This window comes from Bradyrhizobium diversitatis (genome assembly GCF_016031635.1).
Lineage (GTDB): Bacteria > Pseudomonadota > Alphaproteobacteria > Rhizobiales > Xanthobacteraceae > Bradyrhizobium > Bradyrhizobium diversitatis.
On record NZ_JACEGD010000024.1, the window covers coordinates 110467 to 128892 of the forward strand.

Consider the following 18426-nt stretch of genomic DNA (forward strand, 5'->3'; position numbering starts at 1 on the left):
CGGTTTCGTGGATGTCCCTGTTATTCGCCGCCGCCGAAGCGGCGCGACCACCAGCCGGCGCGGCGTGGGGCCGCCGGGGTTTCGCTTGTGGGCTCCGGCGCAGGCTCGGGTGCCGGCGCGGGCGCAGCAACCGGCTCGGTCACCTGCGCCACCGGCGTTGCCGGCTCGGGCTGGCTGTTCAGCAGGAAGCTCACCTTTTCACGGACGGTGGAGCGGCGCCGCGCGGCCTTGTCGCCAGCGGACTCCTCCTCTGACGTTGCCGTCATCGTGGCGGAAGCCGGCTCCGGCTGGGCCGGCGCCTCGGTCCGCACCTCGGCGCGCGGTTCGGGCTGCGCGATTTGCGGCTCGATGGCGTGCTCGGCCTGGATATGCTCGGCCTGTGCGATGGAGGGCGCAGGCTCGCTGCCGAAGCCGTCGAAATCAGCAACCGCGTCCGTCGCCTCCGACGGCTGACTGGCGCCGAGCTCGTCGCCGATGGAGCCGGCGAGACCTTCCTCGCCGCCACCGCGACGGCGGCGTCCGCCGCGGCGACCACGCCGACGCCGGCGCTCGCCGTTGCCCTGCTGCTCGCCACGGGCTGCCTGTTCCTCGCCTTCCTCGCCATCCTGCTCGGACTCGGTATCGTCCTCACCTTCACCGGCCATCACGGCCGGTTCGGGAAGCGTGGGGGCGGTATCCTCGCGCAACTCGCCCTCGCGCTGGCTGCCGCGGCCGCGCCGGCGGCGCCGGCGCTTGCGGCGCTGGCCGTCCTGCTCGGAGGCTGCCTCGCCGGCAGCCTGCTCGTCAGCAAGACCTTCGGTCTCGTCGGTCTCGACCTCGGATTCGGTCTCCAGGTCGAAGCCATCCTCGTCGTCATAGGCTTCTTCGGCCTGTGGCGGCGGGCTCGCAGCCACTTGCGCAGCGAGCAGCGCCTTGGCCGCTTCGAGCGTATGCACCTGCTCGCCGCGGTCGATCACATATGCCTGCGGTCCGCTGACGGTGGGATCGGCGATGACCGACAGCGTGACCTTGAAGCTGTTCTCGAGGTCGCGCAGATGACCACGCTTGTGGTTCAGCACGTAGAGCGCGACGTCGGTGCGGGTGCGGACCACGAGATTGTGGGTCGCGCCCTTCATCAGGATCTCCTCGAGGCCGCGCAGCAGCTGCAGCGCCACGGAAGATACCGAGCGGACGTGGCCGGTGCCGCCGCAATGCGGGCACGGATCGGTCGAGCTCTCCAGCACGCTGGCGCGGATGCGCTGGCGCGACATCTCGAGCAGGCCGAAATGCGAGATGCGGCCGACCTGGATGCGCGCCCGATCCTGCCGGAGGCAATCGGACAGCTTGCGCTCAACCGCGCGGTTGTTGCGCTTCTCGTCCATGTCGATGAAGTCGATGACGATCAGGCCCGCGAGGTCGCGCAACCGGAGCTGGCGGGCGACCTCTTCGGCCGCTTCCAGATTGGTCTTGAGCGCGGTGTCCTCGATATGGTGCTCCCGCGTCGATCGTCCGGAGTTGACGTCGATCGAGACCAGCGCTTCGGTCTGGTTGATCACGATGTAGCCGCCGGAGCGCAGTTGCACGGTCGGCGAGAACATCGCGTCCAGCTGGCTCTCGACGCCCATGCGCGAGAACAGCGGCTGGCCGTCGCGATATTGCTTCACCGCGCCGACATTGGCGGGCATCAGCATCTTCATGAAATCGCGGGCTTCGCGGTAGCCGGATTCGCCGGCGACCTGAATCTCGTCGATTTCCTTGTTGTAGAGGTCGCGCAGCGAGCGCTTGATCAGCGAGCCTTCCTCGTAGACGAGGGTCGGGGCCTGCGACTTCAGCGTGAGGTCGCGCACCGTTTCCCACATCCGGATCAGATATTCGAAGTCGCGCTTGATCTCGGGCTTGGTGCGGGAAGCGCCTGCCGTGCGCAGGATGATGCCCATGCCCTCGGGCACGTCGAGATCCTGCACCACTTCCTTCAGGCGCGAACGATCCTGCGCGCTGGTGATCTTGCGGCTGATGCCGCCGCCGCGCGCGGTGTTGGGCATCAGCACGGCATAGCGGCCGGCGAGCGAGAGGTAGGTCGTCAGCGCCGCGCCCTTGTTGCCGCGCTCTTCCTTGACCACCTGCACCAGCATCACCTGGCGCCGCTTGATGACTTCCTGGATCTTGTACTGACGGCGCGGACGGAAGGTGCGCTCCGGCACTTCCTCCAGCACATCGTCGCCGCCGACGGATTCGACGACTTCCTCTTCGGCTTCCTCGCCGTCCTCGTCCTCGTCTTCGTCTTCTTCGCTGGTTGCTTCCGCAGCCTCGGCGGACGTCTCGGCATTCTCGCCGTCGGCGTACATCCCATCGGCCGGCTCGGCGGCCGATGTCACGGCCTCAGCCAGAGCTTCCGCATGCGCTTCAGGAATGTGGGCTTCGAAGGTTTGGGCATCCTGGGGCTCGGCAGCGGCCTCGGTCGCGACCACGGGCTCGGCGCCGACGGCCGCAACGGGCGCGGGCGTCTCGTCGGCATGATCATGGTCGTGATGATCATGGTGGTGGTGATCGTGGTCGTGATGATCGCGCTGGTGATCGTGATCACGGGCGTGCTCGTCATCATGGGCATGATGATCGTCGTGATCATGCTCGCCATGAGCATGTTCGCCCTGATCGTGGTCGTGGTGGTCGTGGCCTTCGTGCTCGCCGCGGTGCTCGGCATCGGCGTGCAGATGCTCGCCCTCGTACGGCACGCCTTCCGTGTGCGGAGCTTCGCCCTCCGAGGGGTGGGCTGCGGGATCGGCGCCGACCTCGAGGCCTTCGACGATGTCGCTGCGCACGCGCTCGCCATGACCGCGGCGGCGGGCGTTGCGGTGGCGCGAACGGCGGCGGCCGTGCGAGCGGTTCTCGCTCTCTTCCTCGGCCTCGCGATGGGCCTGTTCCTCGGCCTCGATCAGCGCCTGCCGGTCGGCGACCGGGATCTGATAATAGTCGGGATGGATTTCGCTGAAGGCGAGGAAGCCGTGGCGATTGCCGCCATATTCGACGAAGGCGGCCTGGAGCGAGGGTTCGACCCTTGTGACCTTGGCGAGGTAGATATTCCCGCGCAGTTGCTTGCGTTGCGCCGTTTCGAAATCAAACTCTTCGACGCGATTGCCGCGGACCACGACGACCCGGGTCTCTTCCGGGTGGGTGGCATCGATCAACATCTTGTTGGGCATGTCTTAACTCTTGGCGGCGGCGGACGCGATAAACCATGGGCGCGTATCGCGCCGCCGGGTGACGCGACGGTCCACCTGATTCGGGGGTGAGGGGAAGGCCGAAACGCCGTCTCTCGCGCCTTGCCGAACCGGAAGCTTCAGGACCGTTGCGACGCGCGGGATTGTCACTCCGCAGCGTCGCGAATGGTCCTTCAGATTTCGTCGGCACAGTCTGGCGCATCAAGCGTCGGCCCGTATGAAACATTGGGCGGCGAGGCCGCCCTTCAAGCAGTTGCTGCTGGCCCGGCACGGCGCGAGTGCGCTCGCCTTGGGGATCACGAACCGCTCCCTTGGGATCAAGGGACCGGGTAATGGGTTACGCCGCCGTCAGAACCGTCCCGGTAACATGAGTGGTAACCCGAGACCGTCCACCGCCGGTGCCTGACCCGCTCCACCTCGCTGCCGCGCACCGCGCTGGTCTTAGAGGGAAGCGGAAAACGCTGGAATCCCCAAATCTTGGGAGTTCCGGCGCAGCGCCGGGAGGCTGAATGCGACACAACCTGAAATATCGGCCGTCAGCATTCCGTACATACGAGGAATGAGCCATCCGTGCAAGGGAAGCGTCGCACGGCGGTCACAGTCGCCGAATTTCGCGCTTCTGTCATTAGGGAGCGATTAACCCTGTGGTTCTATTGCGTTAAGAGGGCTGCTCGGAGGCACGGAATCGGTGGCGAGCCGCACGAATCGACGGGTTTTGCTGGGAGGCGTGTTGCTGTGCACCGCGGCATTGCCGTGTGCTGATTCCTCGCGCCTCATTGCCGCGGAAAGCCAGCCGCAGCCCGTTGTTGCCGCAGCGAATTTTCCGGTGGCCTCGGCCGCCCGGCTGGCCGGCGATGGCAAGCAGACCCGCTTTATCCTCGACCTCGACCGGACCGTTACCTTCCGCACCGCCACGCTGGCCGACCCGTTCCGCGTGGTGGTGGACGTGCCGCAAGTGAATTTCCAGCTGCCCGCCGGCACCGGAAGCGGGGGACGGGGGCTGATCAAGGCTTTCCGCTATGGGCTGGTCATGCCCGGCGGCTCGCGAATCGTGTTCGACCTGACGGGGCCGGCAAAGATCGCCAATTCCTACGTGGTCGAAGCCGCCAACGGCCAGCCGGCCCGGCTCGTGCTCGAGCTGGAGGAAATCGAGCGCGCCGCCTTCGTGGCATCGCTTCCCCCTGAAAACCGTCCCGAATTGCGGCCCGCGATCGCCGAGGCGCCGCCTGCCACGGTTCCCGCCAAGACAACCGCGGATGCCACTCAGCAGAAGACCGACGACCGTCCGGTGGTCGTGATTGATCCCGGCCATGGCGGCATCGACAACGGCACGCAGTCGGGGGGTGAGAGCGAGAAGAACCTGGTGCTCGCGTTTGGCCTCGCGCTCCGCGACAAGCTGGAAAAGGCCGGTAAGTACCGCGTGGTGATGACGCGGGACGATGACACCTTCATCCCCCTCAGTGACCGGACCAAGATCGCCCGCAACCAGAAGGCGGCGTTGTTCGTCTCGATTCATGCCGATGCGCTGCCTCGTGCCGAGGGCGATGCACAGGGCGCGACGATCTATACGCTCTCAGATAAGGCGTCCGACGCCGAGGCCCAGCGGCTGGCGGATGCGGAGAACCGGGCCGATGCGATTGCCGGCTTCAACCTCGCGGAGGAGCCCAACGACGTCGCCGATATCCTGATCGACCTCACTCAGAGGGAAACCCGCACCTTTTCAAACCGTTTCGCCCGCCTCTTGATGGGTGAAATGAAGGCGACGGTGCGGATGCACAAGCATCCCCTGAAATCTGCCGGCTTCCGGGTGCTGAAGGCGCCGGACGTACCCTCCGTGCTGGTCGAGATCGGTTATGTCTCCAACAAGGGGGATCTCGAGCACCTGGTCTCCGAGGGGTGGCGGTCGCGTGCCGTGGGCTCGATGGCGCAGGCGATCGACGGGTTTCTGACCAAGCGGATGGCCACGGCCGGAACTCCGAACTGAATGGGTTGATCCCGCCTGATCCAAAGGCCCTAGTTTGGCCACAGCGGACGCTCTATAAAAACCCCGCAGGGGGTCGGAATCGGCGAGAATCCTGCTCGGCAAGCGTCGGAAGTCCGGCATTGATGTGATTGCGTAGGCCGGCGAATTCGCGACGTGAGGTTGGCGGCCATTTGGGGTCGCCATGGGGCTGATACTGGGCTGATCCAGAGTTTGAACGGATAAACAGATAATGCGCTTGCTGGTGCGGTTCATGGGCTTCCTGTTCGCCGCGGGAACGGTGGTGTTCCTTGTCGGTGTCGGGGCCGTGGCAGGCCTGATCTGGCATTTCTCCAAGGACTTGCCGGACTACTCTCAGCTTCAGGATTACGAGCCGCCGGTGATGACCCGCGTGCACGCGGTCGACGGTTCGCTGCTTGGCGAATACGCCAAGGAGCGGCGGCTGTATCTGCCAATCCAGGCCGTGCCCAAGCTCGTGATCAACGCGTTCCTGGCCGCCGAGGACAAGAATTTCTACGAGCATGGCGGCATCGACTACACTGGCATGGCGCGCGCCGGATTGCTCTATCTGCAGAACTACGGCTCCAACCGCCGCCCGCAGGGTGCGTCCACCATCACCCAGCAGGTCGCCAAGAACTTCCTGCTCACCAACGAGGTCTCCTTCGCCCGCAAGATCAAGGAAGCCTTGCTGGCGATGCGCATCGAGAAAACCTACTCGAAGGACAAGATCCTCGAGCTGTACCTGAACGAGATCTATCTGGGCCTCGGCGCCTACGGCATCGCGGCCGCCTCGCTGGTCTATTTCGACAAGTCGGTGAACGAACTGACGGTGGCGGAAGCGTCCTATCTGGCGGCACTGCCGAAGATGCCGGCGACGCTGCATCCGGTCCGCAACCGCGATCGCGCCATCGAGCGCCGCAATTACGTGATCGACCGTCTCTTGGAGAACGGCTGGATCAAGCAGGCCGACGCCGACAAGGCGCGCAAGGAGCCGCTGGCCGTCACCAGCCGGTCCAACGGCGCCCACACCTTCGCCGGCGAATATTTCGCCGAGGAAGTCCGCCGCGACATCTTCGAACGCTACGGCGAGAAGAAGCTGTACGAAGGCGGCCTGTCGGTTCGCACCACGCTCGATCCGAAGATCCAGGTCATGGCGCGCAAGGCCATGGTCGCCGGCCTCGTGAACTATGACGAGCAGCAGGGCTATCGCGGCGCCATGAGCAAGCTCGATGTTTCGGGCGACTGGGGCGTGAAGCTCGCCGAGATCAAATCGCTCTCCGACATCTCGCCATGGCGCATGGCGGTGGTGCTGGAGACCAGCGACCAGTCGGCGCGCATCGGCTTCCAGCCGAGCCGCGAGCTCGGCGGCGCCATCAGCAAGCAGCGTGAGACCGGCATCGTCACGGTCGACGGCGTGCGCTGGGCGCGGGCTTTGCAGGGCGGCACGAAGGGCAAGACGCCGACGGCGGTCTCGCAGGTGCTTCAGCCCGGCGACGTGATCTATGCCGATCCGCTCTACAAGGACGGCCAGCCCGTCGAGGGCCAGTACCGGCTCCGCCAGATCCCGGAAGTCTCCGGCGCCATGGTGGTAATGGATCCCTGGACCGGCCGTGTGCTCGCGATGGTCGGCGGCTTCTCGTTCGACCAGAGCCAGTTCAATCGCGCCACGCAGGCCTATCGGCAGCCGGGTTCGTCGTTCAAGCCGATCGTCTATTCGGCCGCGCTCGACAACGGCTATACGCCCTCGACCGTCGTGCTCGATGCGCCCATCGAGATCGACCAGGGCCAGGGCGCCGGCGTGTGGCGGCCTGAAAACTTCTCCTCGGGCAAGTTCCAGGGACCCGTGACGCTGCGCAATGCGCTGCGGCAGTCGCTCAACACCGTGACGGTGCGCCTCGCGCAGGACATTGGCATGCCGCTGATCGGCGAATACGCCCGCCGTTTTGGCGTCTATGACGAGCTGCCGAACTATCTCTCCTACGCGCTCGGCGCCGGCGAGACGACGGCGATGCGCATGGTCACGGCTTACTCGATGCTCGCCAATGGCGGCCGCCGCGTGAAGCCGACGCTGATCGACCGCATCCAGGACCGCTACGGCCACACCATCTTCAAGCACGACCAGCGCGAATGCCGCGGCTGCGACGCGCCGGGCGGCTGGAAGAACCAGCCCGAGCCGCAGCTGATCGACCGCCGCGAGCAGGTGCTGGACTCCATGACCGCCTATCAGATCACCGAGCTGATGGAAGGCGTGGTGCAGGCCGGTACGGCCACGGTCATCAAGGACGTCGGCAAGCCCGTCGCCGGCAAGACCGGCACCACCAACGAGGCCAAGGACGCCTGGTTCGTCGGCTTCTCGCCCGATATCGCCGTCGCCATCTACATGGGCTACGACAAGCCGCGTCCGCTGGGTCGGGGCAATGCCGCGACCGGCGGCCATCTGGCGGCTCCGATCGCGCGCGATTTCCTCAAGCTTGCGCTCGCCGACAAGCCGGCCGTTCCGTTCAAGGTGCCGGCCGGCATCAAGCTGGTGCGCGTCGTCGCCAAGACCGGCATGCGCGCAGGCCCCGGCGAGACCGGCGGAACCATCCTCGAAGCCTTCAAGCCGGGCACCGCGCCGCCGGACCATTATTCGGTCATCGGCGTTGCCGACGCCGACGGGCGCATGCCGGCGTCGCAGCAGCAGCAGCCGGATTCCGGCTTCTTCATGCGGCCGGGCACCGGCGGGCTATACTAAGCACGATCCGGAAAAGCGCGCAGCGGTTTTCCGAAAAGATTATGCTTAAACAACACCCTAAAGCGCGATGACGATTGATCCTAATCGCACCGCGCTTTAAGGCTCAGGACAACACAGACGATCGCGGTTCCGGCGGTTGCGCTTTGCAGCCGCCGCCGCTACATCCCAACCTCAATTGCTTGCGGAACCATTCCGCGAAACCAGAGAACGACATGCGCGCCGAAATCGAACGGTTGGTAGAAGAGATCAAGCAGTCAGTCGGGCTGCTGAGGAGGCATCTTTGACGTCGAGAAATCGACGGCGCGCCTCGCTGAGCTGAACAAGCTCGCAGAAGATCCCAATCTCTGGAACGATCCCCAGAAAGCCCAGAAACTGATGCAGGAGCGCACCTCGCTCGAGGAGGCGCTCAGCGGCATCGGCAAGGTCGAGCAGGAGCTCGAGGACGACATCGGCATGATCGAGCTCGGCGAGGCCGAGGGCGATGACGGCGTCGTCGGGGAAGCCGAAGCTGCGCTCAAGAACCTCAAGAAGGAAGTGGCGCGGCGCGAGCTCGAGGCGTTGTTGTCGGGCGAAGCCGACCGCTTCGACTCCTATCTCGAAGTCCATGCCGGCGCCGGCGGCACCGAGAGCCAGGACTGGGCGCAGATGCTGCTGCGCATGTACACGCGCTGGGCCGAAAACCACGGCTTCAAGGTCGAGTTCCTGGAAGAATCCGAGGGCGAAGAGGCCGGCATCAAATCCGCGACCATCCAGGTCTCCGGGCACAATGCCTATGGCTGGCTGAAGACGGAAGCCGGCGTGCATCGCCTGGTGCGCATCTCGCCGTTCGATTCCAACGCGCGGCGGCACACCTCGTTCTCGAGCGTGCAGGTCTTCCCCGTCATCGACGACAGCATCAAGATCGATATCAAGGAATCCGATGTCCGCGTGGACACCATGCGTTCAGGCGGCGCCGGCGGCCAGCACGTCAACAAGACCGAATCCGCAGTGCGCCTGACGCACATTCCGACCGGCGTTGCCGTGGTCTGCCAGGCCGGACGCTCCCAGCACAAGAACCGGGCGCAGGCCTGGGACATGCTGCGCGCGCGGCTCTACGAGATGGAGCTGAAGAAGCGCGAGGAGAAGGCCGCCGCCGATCAGGCGGCCAAGACCGACATCGGCTGGGGCCACCAGATCCGCTCCTACGTGCTGCAGCCCTACCAGATGGTGAAGGATCTGCGCACGGGCGTGCAGACCTCCGACACCGCAGGCGTGCTCGATGGCGAGCTCGACGAGTTCATGGCCGCGACGCTGGCGCAGCGCGCCTTCGGCACCACGACCGGCGAGATCGAGGACGTGGACTAGCCATGCCCCGTGTCGCCTTCATCGGATTGGGGCGGATGGGTCACGGCATGGCCGGTCGCTATCTCGATGCCGGCTTCACGGTGACGCTGTGGAATCGCAGCAAGGCCAAGGGGGAAGACCTGATCGCGCGCGGCGCGCATTGGGCGACCTCGGCGGAGGACGCGGCGATCGATGCCAACGCGGTCGTGACCATGGTCGCCGACGACGAGGCCTCGCGCGCGGTCTGGCTCGGGCCCAAGGGCGCGGCCAAGACGGCGAAGGCCGGCACCATCGCGATCGAATGCTCCACCGTTTCCCATGACCACGCGCGCGAGATGGGCCGCGAGCTCAACGCGCGCGGGCTGATCTACATCGATTGCCCCGTGACGGGATTGCCGGACGCGGCAGCGGCCGGGAAGCTCACGCTGCTCGCCGGCGCCGATGCGGCCGATCTCGAGCGTGCGCGGCCCTATCTGACGCCAATCGGCTCGACCATCCGCCATTTCGGGCCGGTCGGCTCAGGCACGGTCTACAAACTCATCAACAATCTCATGGGCGCGATTCAGATCGCCGGTCTCGCCGAGGGCCTCGCCATCGCCGAGCAGGCCGGGCTCGACATGAACCTCGTGCTGGAATCGATCCAGGCGGGCGTGGCCGCAAGCCCGCAGGTCGCGCGCCACTCCAAGCGCATGGTCGCCCGCGATTTCAGTGGCGCGACGTTCACGGCGGCGCTGCGGCACAAGGATGCCGCTTACGCGGTGAAGCTCGCCGAGAGCCTCCTGGCCGACAAGCCGCTGGTCGCGCGCGCCGCGGTCGAGGCCTACGCGCAGGCGAAAGCGAAGATGCCCGACGATGACGAAGGCAGGATGATCGAGCTGGTGTCGCGGCCGAAGACGCCGTAGCCGCTCGACGCGGGCAGTTTCGATCGTCTGGTTCATTTTTGCGCATCGGTTTTCTGAACCTCTGTTTCATCGGAATTCGGGTGGCGCCGTCGACCGCGCCGGTCTAGGCGGACAGACTTGGCCGCCAAGGTGAGACGCATGCCCCCGAACGACAGCCGGATCGACGCACGAGACTGGTCGCTGCTCGCCGTGCTCTCCATCCTCTGGGGCGGCTCGTTCTTCTTCAACGGCGCTGCCTTACGGGAATTGCCGCCGCTGACGCTGGTGTTCCTCCGCGTCGCGCTCGGCGCGGCCATTCTGCTGCCGCTGATTCGCATGCAGGGCATCGGCTTTCCCATCGGAGCGACTGGCTGGAAGCCGTTCGTCGCGATCGGGCTGCTCAACAACGCCATCCCGTTCTCGCTGATCGTGATCGGCCAGACGTTCATCCCGAGCGGGCTGGCGTCGATCCTGAACGCGACCACGCCGCTGTTTGCGGTTCTCGTGATGGCAGCAGCGGGCGAGGAGGCGTTGCAGATGCGTCGCGTGGCCGGAGTGGCACTGGGGCTCTTCGGCGTGATCATCCTGCGCGGATGGGGCATCGAGGCAAGGCCGGGGCAGGGGCTCGGCATCCTCCTCTGCCTTGGCGGGGCCTTGAGCTACGGCTTTGCGGCACTGGCGGCGCGGCGGCTGCTGAAGGATTCCCCGCCTCTTGGAACGGCGACGTTCCAACTAATGGCGTCCACCGTGATGATGGCGATCATCGCCGGTGCGGTGGAGCAGCCCTGGCGTCTTCCGATGCCGAGCGTCACGACGTGGCTTGCGGTGCTCGGCCTCGCCAGCCTTTCGACGGCGCTCGCCTACATCGTCTTCTTCCAGATCCTGCGGCGCTCCGGCGCGACCAATGTCATGCTGGTGACGCTGCTCATTCCCGTCACCGCCATCCTGCTGGGCTGGCTGGTGCTGGGGGAGCCGATCTCGATACGCGAGATCGCTGGCGCGATCGTCATCGGCAGCGCGCTGCTGGTGATCGACGGACGTGCACTCGGCTTGCTGCGTAAGCTCTCGGCCGCCAGTCGCTTCTCTGGTTCTCGGGAGCCCCGACGCTGCGAAACTAAAGAGCGCGAGCCTAACCCGCGCTGAGCCGCACGCCGGCGCGCAGGAATTTTTGCGGATCGACCGCTTCGCCCTCGATGCGGGTCTCGTAATGCAGATGCGGACCGGTGGAGCGGCCGGTCGAGCCGACGAGGCCGACGACCTGGCCGATCTTCACGATCTCGCCGACCCTGACATTGATCTCGGAGAGATGGCCGTAGCGGGTCGACAATCCGTTGCCGTGGTCGACCTCGACCATGCGGCCATAGCCGCCGGACCAGCCCGCCGAGACCACCTTGCCGTTGGCGGTGACGCGAACCGGATCGCCGCTGGCGGCGCGGAAGTCGAGCCCGGTATGCATCGCGGGCCGCCCGAGGAAAGGATCGCTGCGCACGCCGAAGCCGGAGGTGAACTCGACCTCGCCGATGACGGGCTTGCGGTAAGGCACTAGCGCGAGCGTACGGTTGAGACGGTCCATCTCGGCGCGCGTGGTGTTGATGCGATAGAGCTGCTTCTCGAACGGTCCGGCATTGGCCGTCAATTTGACGGGTACGAAAGGCCCGCCCATCGCGCTGCGCGGCACGGCAGCTTCGAGATGGGTGAGGTTCAGGCCGAGATCGCTGACCACGCCGCGCATGCGGCGCATGCGCGAATCCATGCTTTCCTCGACGGCGTTGAGTGCCGCCATCTGGCGCCGCTCGACCTGGTCGAGCGAGTTCGTGAGCCGGGCCAGCACGTTGTCGAAACCGTTGTTCCTGGCGAATTGGCTGGTCGGCGGCGCCACGACGGTCGGGGCGCGCGATTCGAGGCGCGCTTCGCGGTCCGGCGGCGCCACGAAGATGACGGTGTCGCTGATCGGCGACGGCTTCGGCGTGGCCTGGCTAGCATCGCCGCGCTGCGGGGCAGAGCGGGGAATCGAGCCGGTCACGTCGGGCATGGCTCCGAGCGCCGTGGCCCGGGACTCCAGCGCCGTTTGGCGCTTCATGATCTGGTCGAGCTTCTGGTCGAACTGCTCCTGGTCGAGCAATTGGCGGCTGGTGGCGCGGTCGACCTTGGCGCGCAGCTCGGCGATGCGGTCCTCATAGGCATATTGCATCTCGGCCTGGCGGGCGATCAGCCGGGTCAGGACGTCGTCACGGAACGCAAAATAGGTGGCCGTCGCGGCCGACCACAGCCCGAGCAGCACCACGGTGCCGACCACGATCCAGAATACCACAGGGCCGAAGCGGACCTGCTTGCCGGCATGGACGATGGTGTAGGCGTCGTCGGCGGCGGGCAGGGCAAGCGCGGTTACCGCCGCCGGGGCGGCCGGACGGCGATGGAGGATGCGTCCGTGGTCATGAGGATGATGTTGGGGGTAGTGCGAGTATTGGGCAGAACTTTTCGACATCGGCACTCCCGCGCCGGTCGGATGGGCTCCTTGCGGCTCAATTGCCGCAGCAATCTGGGCCGGTCATGGTTAATTTTGTGGAAACGGGAACGGGCGAATTCGAAGGACTGGTTAAAGGCTCCTTGCCGCCTCCAGCACCTCGTCGGCATGGCCGTCGACCCGGACATTGCGCCAGATCCGGGCCACCCGGCCGTCGGGACCGATCAGTATCGTGGTGCGAAGAATTCCCAGGAAGCTTTTGCCATACATGGATTTTTGGCCCCAGGCGCCATAGGCCTCCAGCATCTCATGTTTTTCATCCGAGATGAGGGGCACGCCGAGCTTGTGCTTGTCGCGGAATTTCTCCTGGGCCTTTAACGGATCGGCGGAGATGCCCAGCACGGCCGTGCCGGCGGCGGTGAAGGCGCCGGCCAGGCGGGTGAAATCGATCGCCTCGCGGGTGCAGCCGGGCGTGTCGGCCCGGGGATAGAAGAACAGGACGAGCTTTCGCCCGGCATAGTCCGCCAGCGTGACCACGTCGCCGCCATCGCGGGGCAGGCGGAAGGCGGGGGCCTTCTGGCCCTCGACCGGGCCGGATTTCGCCTGAGCGGGTGGAGAGGCCGTTTTGGATGAATTTAACTGTTCCGACGCGGCCTTATGTGATCCTGCTTTTGCTATGGTCCCGGTTGATTTGCCTGCCGGTGTCCGCTGTGTTTTCGCGGACTTTGCTTGAGTCGGTGCCCGCGTTTTCGCGGTCTTCTTTTTGGCGGTCGAACTGCCGGAGGACGTTTTGGACGATTTCTTTCGGGATTTCTTGGACATACGCCTTCCTTTCGACGCTTTCGGCGGGTCAACCGAAGCGGTATTGCAGCTCTCGTCCGGCGTGCCGGAATCGCGCCCTCGGCTGGGCAAGTCTGACGACGCCGAAGTATGGTTACAAGGAATTCCACCGACCACCCCACTGCTCGTTGAACGCGCTCCCGGGGCGAAATGACGAACAGCAGGAATATACGAGGTATGGCGGCAGTGCCGGCGCAGGGAGCATCGCTTCCTGTGGCCGGCTGCGGTCCCGGCGGCGCTCAATCCTACGACGGGCGCCTGTATCGAGAAGCAATGGCAAGGAATACGTCGCCCCAGGACTACAACCGGGATTTCGATCGGCGCGGCGGCCAACATGAGCCGCAGGAATGGGACGACGCCGACTGGGATCCGGATCAGGAAGCGGCGGCGGGCCATCGCGCGCGGCGGCTGCTGGCGCGTTCCGGTTCGGGCTTTCATCGCTTCGGTGGCGGATTCGGCGGGTTGCGCCGCCGGCTGGGTGGTGGTCGCTGGCTGAAGCGCATCGCGGTGGTTCTCGGCACCCTGCTCGTCATCTTCGTCGGCTGTTTCGGCGCGCTGTGGTGGCGGCTTGGCGCCGGTCCCATCAATCTGGACATCGCAACGCCATGGCTGGCAGCCGCGATCGAGGACAATATCGGCCATGGCAACACGGTTGAGATCGGCGGTACCCAGATCGAGCGCGCCGGCCGGGTCCGCATCGCCGTCCGCATCCGAGACATCATCGTTCGCGATCGCGATCACGCCATCGTCGCCAGCGCGCCGAAGGCCGAGGTGAAGCTGTCGGGTGCGGGTCTCCTGATGGGGCACCTGCGCGCCGAGAGCCTCAATCTCGTCGATGCCGAGCTCGCGATCCGCATCGCGCCCGATGGCACCGTCACCGTGTCGGCCGGCGACACCGCGAAGCCGCTGGCGACCGGCGTCGCGTCCAAGAAGGACGCCGGCCTGCCGCCGACATTCCCGCGTGGCGGTGTCCCGCCGCCGCCATTCGCGACCGCGCCCGCGAGCCCGGAGGTGTCGCAAGCCGCCCCGCAGGCGACAGCGCAGAGCGGCATCCTCCAGGGCCTCGACTGGCTCGACAGTCTGAGCATGACCGGCCTCGACGGCCAGAACCTCAACGAGATCGGTCTGAAGAACGGCAACCTCGTCGTCGACGATCAGCAGCGCGGCAGCAAATGGTCGTTTGAGAACATCACGCTCAGCCTGCGCCGGCCGAGCCGCGGCGGCGTCGCGCTCAGCCTCGGCGAGGAGGGCGCGCGCCCGTGGATGCTGCGTGCCACGATCGGTCCCGCCGAGAACGGCGTGCGCTCCGTCGACATCAAGGCCGACAAGGTCTCGACCTCCAACATCCTGTTGGCGCTGCGGGTGAAGGACTTCACCTATACCGCCGACCTGCCGCTGACCGGCGAACTCAAGGGCGAACTCGGCCGCGACGGCGTGCCGACCTTCTTCCGCGGCAAGATCGCCGTCGGCGCCGGCAACATCATCGACACCGACACGCCCGACTATCCGATGGGAATCGACTCGGCCGAGATCAATGTCGAGTGGGACGCCAACCGGCGCGTGCTGGTCGCTCCGTTCAAGATTCTCTCCGGCGCGAACCGCCTGACGCTGCTGGCTCATCTCGAGCCGCCCAACGGCACCACCAACGATTGGCAGCTCGGCTTCAGCGGCGGTTCGATTCTGCTCGGCGGCATCGACAACGAGCCGCCGCTCGTCTTCAACCGCATTGCGATCGGATTCCGCTTCGACACGGATCACAAGCGTCTCTTGCTGACGCAGGCGGACATCAGTAATGGCGAGATCGGCGTCGCCGGCACCGGTGCCATCGACTATTCCGGCGAGCCGCGGTTGACGCTCGGCTTTGCGGGAACGCCGATGTCGGCCTCCGCCTTGAAGCGGATGTGGCCGACGCTGATCGTCCCCGAATTGCGCGAATGGGTGATCGAACGGATCGAGCGCGGTACGCTCCAGCGCATCGAGATCGGCATCAACTCGCCGACGAAGAACCTCCCGCGCAGGGGCCCGCCGATTCCGGACGACGGCCTGTCGGTCAACATCGTGGCGAGCGGTGTCGCGGTCCGCCCCGTGGACGGCATGCCGGTGGTGCGCGATGCCGATTTGAAGGCGCGCGTGACCGGGCGCACTGCGACCGTGAACATCGGGCAGGGCGTTGCGGATACGCCCGCCGGCCGCAAGCTCACGATCTCCGACTTCACCTTCGAGGTGCCGGACATGGCGCCCAAGCCGTCGCCGTCGCGAACCAAGTTTCGCGTCGACGGGCCGGTGCCCGCGGCCGCTGAAATGCTCGCCAATGATCGGCTGAGCGATCTGTCGTCGACGGTCGTCGATCCCAACACCAGCAAGGGGACGTTCTCGGCGAACATCCAGCTCGGCATGCCGGTCAAGGGCGAGCTGACCAAGGCCGACACCACCTATGCCGTCACCGCCGACCTCAACGGCTTTGCCGCCGAGAAGCTGGTGATGAACCAGAAGCTGGAGGCCAACAACCTCAAGATATCAGCCAACAACCAGGGCTATCAGGTCAAGGGCGACGTCAAGATCAACGGCCAGGCGGCCTCGCTCGATTATCGCAAGCCGGCCGAGGGCGACGCGGACGTCCGATTGCAGGCGACGCTGGACGATGCCAGCCGTGCGCGCCTGGGATTCGATCTGAGCCCCGCCGTCAGCGGATCGTTGCCGATCAAGCTCTCGGGCAAGATCGCAAGTGGCCCGGATCAGACGACCAAGCTCGGCGTCGAGGCCGATCTGACCTCGGTCAAGCTCGACAACATCCTGCCCGGCTGGGTCAAGCTGTCGGGCAAGTCGGCCAAGGCCGCCTTCAAGGTGGTGCCGACGGCGCAATCGACGCGATTCGAGGACATCGTCATCGAAGGTGGCGGAGCCTCGATCAAGGGCTCGCTCGAGATCGACGCGAACGGCGATCTCATGAACGCCAACTTCCCGACCTATGCGCCGTCCGACGGCGACAAGGCGTCGCTCAAAGTGGAGCGCAGCCAGGACGGCGTGGTGCGCGGCACCATGCGCGGCGACGTGTTCGACGGCCGCGGTTTCCTGAAGTCGGCGATCTCAGGCAATTCCAAGGACGACGGCAAGAGCAAGCTGAAGAACGTCGATTTCGACATCGACGTGAAGCTCGGTGCCGTCGCCGGATTCAACGGCGAGGCCATGCGCAGCGTCGATGCCAAGATGTCGAAACGCAACGGCGCCGTCAAAGCCTTCACGCTGAGCGGCAAGATCGGTCGCGACACACCGGTGGCAGCCGATCTGCGCGGCGGCCGCGCGCAGGGCAGCCGCGAGGTGATCTATCTGCAGACCAACGATGCCGGCGCGCTGCTGCGCTTCACCGACACCTACACCAAGGCCGTCGGCGGCCAGATGGTGGTGGCGATGGAGCCGCCGACCTCCGAGCCGAACACCGCGCGCGAGGGCCTGATCAATGTGCGCGACTTCACGGTGAAGGGCGAGGCGCAGCTCGAACGCGTTGCCGCCGGCGCGCCCAACGGCACCGGGAATGGTGTCTCTTTCAGCGCGCTTCGCGCCGAGTTCACGCGGCAGAATGGTGCGCTCACGGTCCGCGACGGCGTGGTCAAGGGGCCGATGATCGGTGCCACCATCGAGGGCTCGATCGACTATCCCGGCAACCAGGTGTGCATGAGCGGCACCTTCGTGCCGATGTACGGCGTCAACAACATCTTCGGCCAGATCCCGTTGTTCGGCATCTTCCTCGGCGGCGGCAACAACGAGGGACTGATCGGCGTGACCTACGAGGTCGTTGGCACCCCGGCGGCCCCGGTGATGCGCGTCAATCCGATTTCGGCGATGGCCCCCGGCCTGTTCCGGAAGATCTTCGAGTTCAACACCGGCAAGCAGAACTCGCCGTTCGACGAATTCCCGTCGCAGTCCAATGACGGCTCGACGGGATCGACGCGCCAGCTGTCGAGCGGTTGCAGCCTCGCGCGGCGATAGCGGCGGAGCTCGTCTTAATTCGTCATTGATCAGATTCGATTGCAGCCACGAAGTAAGATGCGCTCCCTCTCCCGCTTGCGGGAGAGGGTTGGGGAGAGGGTGTCTCCGCGATGGGAAAATCCCCTAGAGGAGAAAGCCCTCACCCGCGCCGGAGCCTGTCATCGGGCGCGCCTTCGGCGCGACCCGGTGGGAGCGACCTCTCCCGCAAGCGGGAGAGGTGAACGAGCGCTTACGCCGCGCGCACGCCCGCCAGGAAGGTCCCGACCTCGCCGGAGAGCTGCTCGGCCTGCTTGGAGAGGTTCGAGGCCGCCGCGAGCACCATGCCGGCGGCGTTGCCGGTCTCGTTGGCGGCGGTGGAGACGACACCGATATTGGTGGTGACCTCCTTGGTCGCCTCCGCCGTCTGCGAGACGCTGCGGGCGATCTCGGCGGTGGCGGCGCCCTGTTCCTCGATCGCCGCGCCGATCGAAGTGGCGATGCGGCTGACCTCCTCGATGGTGGCGGTGATGCCGCCGATGGCGTCCACCGCCTCCTTGGTCGCGCCCTGGATCTGGGCGATCTTGTCGCCGATCTCGCGGGTGGCTTCCGCGGTCTGGCTCGCCAGCGACTTCACCTCGGAGGCGACGACGGCAAAGCCGCGGCCGGCTTCACCGGCGCGGGCGGCCTCGATGGTGGCGTTGAGCGCGAGCAGATTGGTCTGTGCCGCGATGCTGGAGATCAACTCGGCGACGTGCTCGATCTGCTGGGCGCCGTCGGACAGTGCGCGCACGATGGTGTCGGTGCGGCGGGCACTGTCGACGGCGCGGCCGGTGACCTCGGCGGATTGCGCGACCTGACGGCTGATCTCGGTGATGGAGGAAGAGAGCTCTTCGGCGGCGGCCGCGACGGTCTGGACGCGCTGGCTGGCTTCGGTGGCGGCGGAGCCGACCACGGAGGCACGGCGGTTGGTGCCTTCGGCGGTCGAGGACATCGACTTGGCGGTGGCCTCGAGCTCACCGGAGCCGGAGGCCATCAGGCCG

10 protein-coding genes are annotated in these 18426 nt (G+C 66.1%); 6 read left to right on the plus strand and 4 right to left on the minus strand.

Annotated elements, in window-relative coordinates; all coding sequences use genetic code 11:
- Positions 1-20: 20 nt before the first annotated feature.
- Positions 21-3179 carry an Rne/Rng family ribonuclease gene (locus H1B27_RS25625; protein WP_197967948.1) on the minus strand — a complete coding sequence of 1053 codons (3159 nt, stop codon included), beginning with the start codon at positions 3177-3179 and terminating at the stop codon, positions 21-23.
- Between the two features lie 706 nt (positions 3180-3885).
- Between H1B27_RS25625 and H1B27_RS25630 the strand changes: the two genes are divergently transcribed.
- The 5 genes from H1B27_RS25630 (at position 3886) to H1B27_RS25650 (ending at position 11259) form a co-directional block, all read left to right on the plus strand.
- A complete protein-coding gene (locus tag H1B27_RS25630; RefSeq protein WP_197967949.1) occupies positions 3886-5181 on the plus strand; it encodes an N-acetylmuramoyl-L-alanine amidase in 1296 nt (431 codons plus the stop codon).
- Positions 5182-5410: 229 nt separating this feature from the next.
- The gene (locus H1B27_RS25635) at positions 5411-7912 is read left to right on the plus strand and encodes a penicillin-binding protein 1A (RefSeq protein ID WP_197967950.1); all 2502 of its coding nucleotides are present in this window, start codon (positions 5411-5413) and stop codon (positions 7910-7912) included.
- A 212-nt stretch (positions 7913-8124) separates the two neighbouring features.
- Positions 8125-9256 (plus strand): peptide chain release factor 2 gene (gene prfB, locus H1B27_RS25640; RefSeq protein ID WP_197967951.1). Its coding sequence is split into 2 segments (ribosomal slippage): positions 8125-8193 and positions 8195-9256, totalling 1131 coding nucleotides; the frame shifts between segments, so codons are not numbered across the junction.
- A 2-nt stretch (positions 9257-9258) separates the two neighbouring features.
- Positions 9259-10137: an NAD(P)-dependent oxidoreductase gene (locus tag H1B27_RS25645; RefSeq protein WP_197967952.1), complete on the plus strand. Its 879-nt coding sequence runs from the start codon at positions 9259-9261 to the stop codon at positions 10135-10137.
- 138 nt (positions 10138-10275) lie between these two features.
- Positions 10276-11259 (plus strand): DMT family transporter, encoded by a 984-nt coding sequence (locus H1B27_RS25650; protein ID WP_197967953.1) that lies wholly within the window; start codon positions 10276-10278, stop codon positions 11257-11259.
- On the opposite strand, the gene H1B27_RS25655 is transcribed toward H1B27_RS25650, so the two are convergent.
- Together H1B27_RS25655 and H1B27_RS25660 are read right to left on the minus strand one after the other, a co-directional pair.
- A complete protein-coding gene (locus tag H1B27_RS25655; protein WP_197488802.1) occupies positions 11246-12601 on the minus strand; it encodes a M23 family metallopeptidase in 1356 nt (451 codons plus the stop codon). The genes H1B27_RS25650 and H1B27_RS25655 overlap by 14 nt on opposite strands.
- Positions 12602-12712: 111 nt before the next feature.
- The gene (locus tag H1B27_RS25660; RefSeq protein WP_197967954.1) at positions 12713-13402 is read right to left on the minus strand and encodes a peroxiredoxin family protein; all 690 of its coding nucleotides are present in this window, start codon (positions 13400-13402) and stop codon (positions 12713-12715) included.
- Between the two features lie 195 nt (positions 13403-13597).
- Between H1B27_RS25660 and H1B27_RS25665 the strand changes: the two genes are divergently transcribed.
- Positions 13598-17407: a YhdP family protein gene (locus tag H1B27_RS25665; protein ID WP_197967955.1), complete on the plus strand. Its 3810-nt coding sequence runs from the start codon at positions 13598-13600 to the stop codon at positions 17405-17407.
- A gap of 229 nt (positions 17408-17636) precedes the next feature.
- Here the strand turns inward: H1B27_RS25665 and H1B27_RS25670 are convergent.
- On the minus strand, positions 17637-18426 hold a 790-nt coding region (locus H1B27_RS25670), incomplete at its 5' end, for a methyl-accepting chemotaxis protein (RefSeq protein ID WP_246515705.1).

Bases quoted from the DNA above. Each gene is read 5' to 3' on its own strand.
- H1B27_RS25625 (WP_197967948.1), bottom strand. From the start codon at position 3,179: ATGCCCAACAAGATGTTGATCGATGCCACCCACCCGGAAGAGACCCGG.
- H1B27_RS25635 (WP_197967950.1), top strand. From the start codon at position 5,411: ATGCGCTTGCTGGTGCGGTTCATGGGCTTCCTGTTCGCCGCGGGAACG.
- H1B27_RS25645 (WP_197967952.1), top strand. From the start codon at position 9,259: ATGCCCCGTGTCGCCTTCATCGGATTGGGGCGGATGGGTCACGGCATG.
- H1B27_RS25650 (WP_197967953.1), top strand. From the start codon at position 10,276: ATGCCCCCGAACGACAGCCGGATCGACGCACGAGACTGGTCGCTGCTC.
- H1B27_RS25655 (WP_197488802.1), bottom strand. From the start codon at position 12,601: ATGTCGAAAAGTTCTGCCCAATACTCGCACTACCCCCAACATCATCCT.
- H1B27_RS25660 (WP_197967954.1), bottom strand. From the start codon at position 13,402: ATGTCCAAGAAATCCCGAAAGAAATCGTCCAAAACGTCCTCCGGCAGT.
- H1B27_RS25665 (WP_197967955.1), top strand. From the start codon at position 13,598: ATGGCGGCAGTGCCGGCGCAGGGAGCATCGCTTCCTGTGGCCGGCTGC.